Source organism: Streptomyces glaucescens, from assembly GCF_002154375.1.
GTDB lineage: Bacteria > Actinomycetota > Actinomycetes > Streptomycetales > Streptomycetaceae > Streptomyces > Streptomyces glaucescens.
On sequence record NZ_MUND01000861.1, the window covers coordinates 1 to 8,726 of the forward strand.

Annotated in this window: 10 protein-coding genes; 8 read left to right on the forward strand and 2 right to left on the reverse strand. The window is 70.4% G+C overall.

Annotated features, from left to right (window positions below; translation table 11 throughout):
- Positions 1–195: 195 nt before the first annotated feature.
- The 5 genes from CCN42_RS38495 (at position 196) to CCN42_RS38515 (ending at position 4,368) form a co-directional block, all read left to right on the forward strand.
- Positions 196–717 carry a 2-oxo-4-hydroxy-4-carboxy-5-ureidoimidazoline decarboxylase gene (locus tag CCN42_RS38495; RefSeq protein WP_422641257.1) on the forward strand — a complete coding sequence of 174 codons (522 nt, stop codon included), beginning with the start codon at positions 196–198 and terminating at the stop codon, positions 715–717.
- A gap of 253 nt (positions 718–970) precedes the next feature.
- Positions 971–1,351, forward strand: a complete 381-nt coding sequence (gene sdhC / locus CCN42_RS38500; RefSeq protein WP_073940416.1) for a succinate dehydrogenase, cytochrome b556 subunit — start codon at positions 971–973, stop codon at positions 1,349–1,351.
- 5 nt (positions 1,352–1,356) lie between these two features.
- The gene (locus tag CCN42_RS38505; RefSeq protein ID WP_086168005.1) at positions 1,357–1,833 is read left to right on the forward strand and encodes a succinate dehydrogenase hydrophobic membrane anchor subunit; all 477 of its coding nucleotides are present in this window, start codon (positions 1,357–1,359) and stop codon (positions 1,831–1,833) included.
- A 19-nt stretch (positions 1,834–1,852) separates the two neighbouring features.
- Entirely contained in the window at positions 1,853–3,607 is a 1,755-nt protein-coding gene (sdhA, locus tag CCN42_RS38510) for a succinate dehydrogenase flavoprotein subunit (RefSeq protein WP_086168004.1), read from the forward strand.
- Complete coding sequence (locus tag CCN42_RS38515) at positions 3,607–4,368, forward strand: succinate dehydrogenase iron-sulfur subunit (protein WP_086168003.1); 762 nt, start codon at positions 3,607–3,609, stop codon at positions 4,366–4,368. The genes sdhA and CCN42_RS38515 overlap by 1 nt, the downstream gene beginning before the upstream one ends.
- A gap of 78 nt (positions 4,369–4,446) precedes the next feature.
- Here the strand turns inward: CCN42_RS38515 and CCN42_RS38520 are convergent, their stop codons facing one another.
- Both CCN42_RS38520 and CCN42_RS38525 read right to left on the reverse strand, forming a co-directional pair.
- Positions 4,447–6,945 carry a DUF4132 domain-containing protein gene (locus CCN42_RS38520; RefSeq protein WP_245877666.1) on the reverse strand — a complete coding sequence of 833 codons (2,499 nt, stop codon included), beginning with the start codon at positions 6,943–6,945 and terminating at the stop codon, positions 4,447–4,449.
- A complete protein-coding gene (locus tag CCN42_RS38525) occupies positions 6,942–7,271 on the reverse strand; it encodes a hypothetical protein (RefSeq protein ID WP_086741867.1) in 330 nt (109 codons plus the stop codon). Before CCN42_RS38525 ends, CCN42_RS38520 begins: the two co-directional genes overlap by 4 nt.
- A gap of 68 nt (positions 7,272–7,339) precedes the next feature.
- Here CCN42_RS38525 and CCN42_RS38530 point away from each other — a divergent pair, with 68 nt between their 5' ends.
- From CCN42_RS38530 to CCN42_RS38540, 3 genes are all read left to right on the forward strand, one after another.
- Positions 7,340–7,750: a VOC family protein gene (locus tag CCN42_RS38530; protein ID WP_086741864.1), complete on the forward strand. Its 411-nt coding sequence runs from the start codon at positions 7,340–7,342 to the stop codon at positions 7,748–7,750.
- Positions 7,751–7,893: 143 nt separating this feature from the next.
- Positions 7,894–8,301 (forward strand): hypothetical protein, encoded by a 408-nt coding sequence (locus CCN42_RS38535; RefSeq protein ID WP_086741865.1) that lies wholly within the window; start codon positions 7,894–7,896, stop codon positions 8,299–8,301.
- Between the two features lie 29 nt (positions 8,302–8,330).
- On the forward strand, positions 8,331–8,726 hold a 396-nt coding region (locus CCN42_RS38540), incomplete at its 3' end, for a thiol-disulfide oxidoreductase DCC family protein (protein ID WP_086741868.1).

An 8,726-nucleotide genomic window follows, 5' to 3' on the forward strand; every position in this document is an offset into this window, starting at 1 on the left:
TTGAGGACCTCTCGCCGACGCCCGTCGTCCGCTTCGGGCTTACGTTGGCGGCGTGAGCCAGCACAGGCGCCGCGCGTCGGCGAGAGGTCCTCAAACCTCCCCGTCCGGGTGAAACTCGGGCATCCGTCGGACACACCGTGACCACTCTCGATAACGTGAGGGCACAACTTTCACACCTTCCTTCGAGGACTCACGCTGCCCGCGCACCGTCTCCCCGACCGGCTCATACCCGGACTGTCCCGCGGCACCTGTGCCCCGCTGGACGCCTTCAACACCGCCCCCGCCGAATCCGCCCGGCACACGCTCCTCACCTGCCTGCACAGTCTCCGCTGGGCCGACCGCGTCACCGCCCACCGCCCCTATCCGGACCTGCCCTCCCTCCTGGCCGCGGCCGACGAGGCGGCCTACGACCTGTCGCCGCAGGACGTGGCGGAGGCGCTGGCGATGGAGTCCCTGCCGGACCTTCCGGACGGAACGTACGAGGTCGCCCACACCGCACTGAACGCGGCCTACGCCGCATACGAGGCGAAGTTCGGGCATGTCTTCGTCATCTCCGTGAACGACGTATCGCCGGACGAAGCCCTCGACCACGTCCTGGCGACCATCCGGTCACGATTGACCAACGATCCGGAGGACGAGCGCCAGGTGACGGCGGAGGAACTCCGGAACCTGGCGAAGGGGCGCCTGGTGGAGCTGCTCGCGGGCGTGGGGCCGTGATCGGCGTGCGGCCACCGCCGCGTAAGCGCGCGACCAGCCACAACGGCACCCCACCCGACGCAGAGCGGCACTCCTCACCGCAAATGCCGCAAACCTCACCCTTACGCGTGCCAGTTTGATCACACCGACAGGCCCCGTGTAAGCGCCACAGGCAACCGTCGCTACGATGCTGGGGGCCGGTGGACCGTACCCGGCCGGGCCCGTCCGACACCGAAGCCGGCAGGCCCCAATCCCGCTCCCGGAGGGTTCTTCCGTGCCGGCTGGAACGCTGTACCGCGGACGGGAAGGAATGTGGTCCTGGGTGGCTCACCGAGTCACCGGCGTCCTCATCTTCTTCTTCCTGTTCGTGCACGTGCTGGACACTGCACTCGTCCGTGTCTCCCCCGAGGCGTACGACAAGGTCGTAGCCACCTACAAGACGCCGATCGTCGCCGTGCTGGAGTACGGCCTCGTCGCCGCCATCCTCTTCCACGCGCTCAACGGCCTCCGCGTCATCGCCGTCGACTTCTGGTCGAAGGGACCGCGCTACCAGAAGCAGATGCTCTGGACCGTCGTTGGCATCTGGGTCGTGCTGATGCTCGGGGCGATCTACCCCGTCCTCGGTCACGCCGCTCGTGAACTGTTCGGGAGCTGACGCCCATGTCCACCACTGAGACCACCGCTTCCGGCGTTGGCCCCGTCGAGGGCGGCTACAGCGTCGACAACCCCGCGCCCTACATCGAGGCCCCGCGCCAGCGCACCAGGAAGACCCCGAAGTCGACCCGGGGCAACTTCGAGATGGCGGCCTGGCTCTTCATGCGCCTGTCCGGCGTGGTGCTGGTCGTCCTGGTCATCGGCCACCTGCTGATCCAGCTCGTGCTCGACGGCGGCGTCTCCAAGATCGGCTTCGCCTTCGTGGCCGGCCGCTGGGCCTCCCCGTTCTGGCAGGTCTGGGACCTGCTGATGCTGTGGCTGGCGATGCTGCACGGCGCCAACGGCCTGCGCACGGTCATCAACGACTACGCGGAACGCGCGAACACCCGGCTGTGGCTCAAGGGCCTCCTCTACACCGCCACGGTGTTCACCATCCTGCTGGGCACGCTGGTGATCTTCACCTTCGACCCGAACATCCGCTAGGCACGGGGCTGCGAGAATCATGAAGATCCACAAGTACGACACCGTCATCGTCGGCGCCGGTGGCGCCGGTATGCGCGCGGCCATCGAGTCGACGAAGCGCAGCCGCACCGCCGTGCTCACCAAGCTCTACCCCACCCGCTCCCACACGGGCGCCGCGCAGGGCGGCATGGCCGCCGCGCTGGCCAACGTGGAGGAGGACAACTGGGAGTGGCACACCTTCGACACGGTCAAGGGCGGTGACTACCTGGTCGACCAGGACGCCGCCGAGATCCTGGCGAAGGAGGCCATCGACTCCGTCCTCGACCTGGAGAAGATGGGCCTGCCGTTCAACCGGACGCCGAACGGCACCATCGACCAGCGCCGCTTCGGCGGTCACAGCCGCAACCACGGTGAGGCCCCGGTCCGCCGGTCCTGCTACGCGGCCGACCGCACCGGCCACATGATCCTCCAGACGCTGTACCAGAACTGCGTCAAGCACGGCGTGGAGTTCTTCAACGAGTTCTACGTCCTGGACCAGCTGATCACCGAGGTGGGCGGCGTCAAGAAGTCCGCCGGTGTCGTCGCGTACGAGCTGGCGACGGGTGAGATCCACATCTTCCAGGCGAAGTCCGTGATCTACGCCTCCGGCGGCTGCGGCAAGTTCTTCAAGGTCACCTCCAACGCGCACACGCTGACCGGTGACGGCCAGGCGGCCGTGTACCGGCGGGGCATCCCGCTGGAGGACATGGAGTTCTTCCAGTTCCACCCGACCGGCATCTGGCGCATGGGCATCCTGCTGACGGAGGGCGCCCGCGGTGAGGGCGGCATCCTCCGCAACAAGGACGGCGAGCGCTTCATGGAGAAGTACGCGCCCGTCATGAAGGACCTGGCGTCCCGTGACGTCGTGTCCCGCTCCATCTACACCGAGATCCGGGAGGGCCGCGGCTGCGGTCCCGAGGGCGACCACGTCTACCTGGACCTCACCCACCTGCCGCCGGAGCAGCTGGACGCCAAGCTCCCGGACATCACCGAGTTCGCGCGGACCTACCTCGGCATCGAGCCCTACACGGACCCGATCCCGATCCAGCCGACCGCGCACTACGCCATGGGCGGTATCCCGACCAACGTCGAGGGTGAGGTCCTGGCGGACAACACCACCGTCGTCCCGGGTCTGTACGCCGCCGGCGAGGTCGCCTGCGTGTCGGTGCACGGCGCCAACCGCCTGGGCACCAACTCGCTGCTGGACATCAACGTCTTCGGCAAGCGGGCCGGTATCGCGGCGGCGGACTACTCGCAGAAGGCGGACTTCGTCGAGCTGCCGGAGAACCCGGAGGCGTTCGTCGTCGAGCAGATCGAGCGGCTGCGCAACTCCACCGGCAACGAGCGGGTGGCCGAGCTGCGCCGCGAGCTGCAGGAGACCATGGACGCCAACGTCATGGTGTTCCGCACCGAGCAGACGATCAAGACGGCGGTCGAGAAGATCGCCGAGCTGCGCGAGCGCTACAAGAACGTGGCGATCCAGGACAAGGGCAAGCGGTTCAACACGGACCTGCTGGAGGCCATCGAGCTGGGCAACCTGCTCGACCTGGCCGAGGTCATGGCGGTCTCCGCCCTGGCCCGCAAGGAGTCCCGCGGCGGTCACTACCGCGAGGACTACCCGAACCGTGACGACGTCAACTTCATGCGCCACACCATGGCGTACCGCGAGGTCGGCGCCGACGGGTCCGAAACCGTCCGTCTCGACTACAAGCCGGTCGTCCAGACCCGCTACCAGCCGATGGAGCGTAAGTACTGATGGCTACCCCTGTTCTGGACAAGGTCGGGGCGGACTCCGCCGCCTCCCCGTACATCACCGTCACCTTCCGGGTCCGCCGGTTCAACCCGGAGCTCTCGGCCGAGGCGACCTGGGAAGACTTCCAGCTGGAGATCGACCCCAAGGAGCGCGTCCTCGACGGGCTGCACAAGATCAAGTGGGACCTGGACGGCACGCTCACCTTCCGCCGCTCCTGCGCCCACGGCATCTGCGGCTCGGACGCCATGCGGATCAACGGCAAGAACCGTCTGGCCTGCAAGACGCTGATCAAGGACATCAACCCGGAGAAGCCGATCACGGTCGAGCCCATCAAGGGCCTGACGGTCCTGAAGGACCTGGTCGTCGACATGGAGCCGTTCTTCCAGGCGTACCGGGACGTGATGCCCTTCCTGATCACGAAGGACACCAACGAGCCGACCCGTGAGCGGCTGCAGTCGGCCGAGGACCGCGAGCGCTTCGACGACACCACGAAGTGCATCCTGTGCGCCGCCTGCACCACCTCGTGCCCGGTGTTCTGGAACGACGGCCAGTACTTCGGCCCGGCCGCCATCGTCAACGCGCACCGCTTCATCTTCGACTCGCGTGACGAGGCGGGCGAGCAGCGTCTGGAGATCCTGAACGACAAGGACGGCGTCTGGCGCTGCCGGACGACCTTCAACTGCACGGACGCCTGCCCGCGCGGTATCGAGGTCACCAAGGCGATCCAGGAAGTGAAGCGGGCGCTGATCACGCGCCGCTACTGACCCTTCGGTCGGACCCCTTCCGCGGGCCCCGCCTCCCCCTGGGGAGTGCGGGGCCCGCGGCGTGTCACGGCCGGCCGGTCAGAGCTGGCTGAGGATCGTCGGGTCGGTGATCTGCGTGTCGTTCGCCAGGAGCAGCGCCTTGCTCAGGATCACCGTCAGCATGCGGTCGCCCTCGAAGGGCAGATAGCCCGCCCGCGGGGCGGCCGGGTCCCCCTTCGGAACGATGCAGACGTACTGGTCGTTCGGCGTGCGCAGGACGTTCCCCGAGCCGAGGTGGATCCGGTAGGTGTGCCGGTCGCCCCTGACCTGGAGGAAGCGGCCGTCGATCGTGCAGCGACCGGCCGTCGCGAGCCTCGGTATCAGCCGCTCGAGCAGTGCGCGCCGGGTCTCGGCGCTCTGGCTCAGCTCGCCGAAGCCGTACGACGTCCAGTACTCCCGGAAGCGGCCCGCGGGGCCGCCGTCCTGCCAGGCCGGGTCGTTGCCGACGCTGGTCACGCCGACGAACAGATCGACGTCGCGCAGCACTTCGGAGAGGACGAGGGGCGGGATGTCGGTGAGGGGGACCGGGCCGGCCGGGGCCGTCCCGTCGCGCAGCCGCATGCGGTACGGGCCGCCGCACATGTGCGCGGAGTTCTCCGGGGCGTCGATCGGGTAGAAGCGGACCTGGTCGGTGCGCAGCCGCAGATGGCTTCCGCTGTCCGTGAAGTCGGTGTCGTACGTCTCGGCCGTGCCCTCCCCCTCGATCCAGAACTCGGCACGCAGACCCCACTCGGGCAGCTCGCGGGTGGCCGGCGGGGCCTCGTCGTCCACGTACAGGCGGAGCTTGTTGCGCCAGCCGCGGACCGCGGTGAGGGCGTGGAACTGGTGCTGGCGCAGGATGTGGGCCGCGAACCGGTTGGAGTAGGTGCCGGTGGCGCGCTCGGCGTCCGTGAGGACGTACACCTCGCGGTGGGCCTGCTTGAACGGCTGGGTGATGCCGTGCTCCTCCAGCCAGTCCCGCCACGCGGCGATCTCGGCGGGATCGCGGCCGACGGGGTGCCACAGCTCCACTTCGCCGCCGTCGGTGACGGGCGTGCCGGTGAGGGTGCGCAACGCGCCGTCCGCGTACCCGGCGGGGGTGCCGTCGACCGTCCACAGCAGGCGGCGGGCGAGGGTGCCGACCAGGGGATGGTCCAGGCAGCGCTCGCGCCAGGCGGTGTACGGCCAGGTGCGGCGGGCGAGGAACTGGCGGTCCAGGCGCTCGCTCTGGGCGACGAGCATCTTCTCGACGTCCTTGACGGCCGCCTTCAGCTCCTTGAGCTCGTCCGGGTGGTCGCGGCGGACGGCGGCGGGCACGGCCCTGACCGGCTTTCCGGCCGGGTTGGTCCAGGTGAGCACCGCCTTGGTGCCGCGCACCTCCAGGCGGGCGGTCGTCCCGCCGAACCGGTGCTCGGCTCGGCCCACCTCGGTCAGGCCGTACACCGGCACGGCCAGCTCCTCGATCTCCCCCCGGCTCAGGCCGAGCGCCCGCGCGCGGTCCTCCAGCGCCTTGTCGAGCAGCTTGAGGGTGCCCTTGTAGGTGACCCGGGTGGCGAGCCGGGCCAGCTCGGCGAGGGCGGGTTCCGCGTCGATGCGGGCGAGGGCGGTGACGGCGGCGTTGGCGACCTTGGGGTTGACCGGGCCGTGGCCGGGGACCTTGCGCAGGGCCGTCTCGGCCAGGGCGCCGAGCGCGCGGGCGGTGTCGGGGTGCGCGGGCAGGAACGACAGCAGCCAGGCCAGGCCGCGCAGGGCGGTGGCGTTGAACGCGTCGAAGGTGTCGTTGACGTGCGAGCCCTCGTACGCCACCAGCAGGGGGCGGGTACGCGGCCGGCCCACCAGGGACAGCCAGGAGAGCAGTCGCTCACGCACCGCGTCGGCGCCGAGGGCGTCGATCAGCGCGCGGCCGGTCCGCTCCCACGTCGCGGGCGGCCGTGGGGCGGTGGCGGTGGCGGCGTGGGCGAGCAGCCGCTGCCAGTCGGGGCCGAGCCCGGCCAGGTCGGCCAGCGCCCGGTCCGCCCAGGCCTCGCCGGGGTTCAGGGCGGGGGCCGTGATCCGCCGCAGGAAGGCGTCCAGTTCGCTCGACCTGCGCCACGCCACCATCTGGGAGCGGCGCAGCACGGCGACGAACTCGCCCGGCAGGTCCCGGCCGTCGGCGAGTTCCCCCTCGGCGAGGTGGATGAGCTGCCGGGTGTCGTGCTCCGTGTCCTGCCGGGAGTACAGGTCGACGAGCGCCGCGCGGGTCTCGGGCGAACCGCTCGTGGCCGGTGTCATCCTCGCGATGTTGTGGAGCAGGACGACAAGGGAACGGCGGGCGGCCGGGGGCGTGTCCGGCGCGTGGCAGCGGTCGAGGAGCGTGCGCAGCAGCGCGGTCCGGAAGGGGACGGACGTGGTGCGCAGAGCCTCGACGGTCTGGCGGCCCTCCGGGAGGCCCCACGTCCCGTCGATCATCTCGCCGAGGGCGACCAGCCCGGGCACCAGCGGCTCGATGTCCTCGGCGGCGATCAGCGCGACCACCTCGCGCATGAGCCGCGCGTACTCGGCGGGTGAAATGATCATCATCCGCCCACCAGCGGGACGAGCTTCAGGAAGGTGACCTCGGTGCCGGGCACCAGCCGTATCTCCTCGTCCGGGTCGGTGACCTGACGGTCCCCCACCAGCACGAGCAGTCCGTTCCCGGCGAAGGCCCGCAGGGCCAGCTCGGTCTGACGCGCGGGGTCCCTTCGGTCCTCCCCGCGGGTCGTGCGGGCGTTGTGCGCGGCCGTCTCCGCGGCCACCCGGCGCCCGATCAGCGCCCGCACGGTCAGCCGCTCCTCGGCGATGTCGAGCGCCCGTGCGGCGCTCCGCTCCCCCGTTGTCGTCTCGTCGACGAACGTCACCACTGCCATGCCGACGACAGTACGGGCCACCACTGACAATGCCGGGATCCGGCTGCCCACCGACCTATTCTGACGGTATGTCAGATGACCAGTCGTACGAGCTGCTCGGCTTCGACAACGTGCTGCTGCCCGTCGGCGACCTCGCCGAGGCGGTGGCGTTCTACGAGCGTGCCGGGTTCACCCCCGCCTTCCGGCTCGACGAGGCCGGGATCGCCCTGCTGAAGGTGGGGGGTGAGACGCCGGGCCTGCTGCTGCGCCTGGAGGAGGGGTTCGGGCACCGGCCGCCGCCGTGGCCGTCGCCGCGGGTGTGGCTGGAGGTGCCGGACGCGCGGGTCGCGGCACGGGCACTGGCCTGCGCGGGCATCGCACCGCTCGACGAGCCCGCCCCCGTGGCCACCGGCTGGACGGTGGAGATCGCCGATCCGTGGGGCAACGTTCTGGGGTTCACGGACTACAGCAAGCGGCCGGAGTTGGGGCGCCGCCCCTGAGCCGCCCCCGAGTCGCCTCTGAGGGCACCTCTGAGGCGGGGGTCACACCGGCAGGGCCGTCCCCCTTGGTTGAACACGTTCAAAAACGGGTCTAGAGTCTCGCCTGTCAGCGTTTTGAACGCGTTCAAGAAAGGGTGGGGGACATGGACCGTACGGTCGTCGCCTACGTCATCTACCTGCTGGTGAGCATCGCCCTGACCGTCTGGGTGGCCCGCACGCTGAGCCGCAACGGGCGGGTCTTCCTCGCCGATGTGCTGCACGGCAACGAGAAGCTCGCCGACGCCGTCAACCACCTGCTCGTGGTCGGCTTCTACCTGGTCAACCTGGGCTTCGTGGCCCTCTACCTGGGCGACGAGGAGACCCTCACCGACACACGCGGGGTCTTCGAGGCGCTGTCGACCAAGCTGGGCGTGGTGCTGCTGGTGCTGGGGGTCATGCACCTGGGCAACGTGTACGTGCTCAACCGCATCCGGCGGCGCGGGGTGATGGAGCGCGAGCAGTTCCCGCCGGTCCCCCCGCAGGGCTGGGCCGCCCCGACGGCCGGAGTGTGAGCGCGGTGACCGCCGCCGCGGGGGGAGCGGTGAACACCGCCGCCACCGCCGCCGACCGGGACGCCTCGCGCGTCCCGGTCCGCCGGCTCACCGTCCTGTACGACGCCGGGTGCGGCCTGTGCGCCTTCCTGCGGGACTGGCTGGTGCGGCAGCCGCAACTGGTCCCGCTGGAGCTGCTGCCCGCGGCCTCCGCCGAGGCCCGACGGCGCTTCCCCGGCCTGGACCACGGAGCCACCCTCGACGAGATCACCGTCATCGGGGACGCCGGGCAGGTGTATCAGGGGACGGCCGCGTGGATCGTGACGCTGTGGGCGCTGCGCGAGCACAGGGGACTCGCGCATCGCCTCAGCACCCCGACGGGGGCGCTGCTGGCCAGGGGCGCGGTGCTGGCGGCGGCGAAGTGGCGGGGTGCGCAGTGGGGCGGG